This window comes from Streptomyces viridiviolaceus, assembly GCF_014650995.1.
GTDB classification, from domain to species: domain Bacteria; phylum Actinomycetota; class Actinomycetes; order Streptomycetales; family Streptomycetaceae; genus Streptomyces; species Streptomyces viridiviolaceus.
Genome location: NZ_BMWA01000096.1, coordinates 1 through 870, shown reverse-complemented (window position 1 = coordinate 870; position 870 = coordinate 1). Strand labels below are relative to the sequence as shown.

The window sequence follows — 870 nt, the reverse complement described above, 5'->3', positions numbered from 1 at the left end:
GATAGCGCCCCTGCTGCCTGGTGTTGACGGTCGTGGTCGTCCGTGGCGGGATCACCGGCAGGTGATCAACGGCGTGTTGTGGCGGTTGCGGACCGGTGCTCCGTGGCGTGACCTGCCGGAACGCTACGGGCCGTGGCAGACGGCCTATGAACGGTTCGCCCGCTGGGAGGCGGACGGAACCTGGGCTCGCCTGCTCGAGCAGGTCCAGGTCCGCGACGACTCCGTCGGAGCCGTGGAATGGACCGTGTCGGTCGACTCCACGATCAGCCGGGCCCATCAGCACGCAGCCGGGGCCCGCAAAAAGGGGCGGCGGCGGGGGACGAACTGGAAGATCCGGCACGTCCGTCGGCTGGCCAGGCGCTGGGCCGGTCCCGCGGCGGGCTGACCACCAAGCTCCACCTCGCCTGCGACGGCCGGGGCCTGCCCCTGGCTGTCGTCGTCACGCCCGGCAACGTCAACGACTCCACCGTCTTCGACATGGTCATGGACGAGCTGAGAGTGCCCCGGACCGGCGCCGGGCGCCCCCGCCTCAGGCCCGATGCGGTCGTCGCGGACAAGGCGTATTCGTCCCGGGCGATCCGCCAGTCCCTGCGACGCAGAGGCATCCGGGCGGTGATCCCGGAGCGGGCGGACCAGAAGGCCAACCGCCTGCGGCGAGGGAAGGCCGGCGGCAGACCGCCGGCCTTCGACCGCGAGCTTTACAAGGCCCGCAACGTGGTCGAGCGCTGCTTCAACCGCCTCAAGCAGTTCCGCGCGATCGCCACCCGCTTCGACAAGCTCGCCACCCGCTACAAGGCCGGAGTCCACCTCGCCGCACTCATCCTCTGGCTCCGCGAACCCAACCAAGATCCTTTGTCAGACAGGACCTAG

The 870-nt window shown here is 70.2% G+C and carries 1 protein-coding gene; it reads left to right on the top strand.

Annotated features, from left to right (window positions below; genetic code table 11):
- Position 1: 1 nt before the first annotated feature.
- Positions 2-870, top strand: a protein-coding gene (locus IE260_RS41040; RefSeq protein ID WP_189881022.1) for an IS5 family transposase whose coding sequence is annotated in 2 segments (ribosomal slippage) — positions 2-308 and positions 308-870 — 870 coding nt in all. Because the reading frame shifts where the segments join, the coding sequence is not laid out codon by codon here.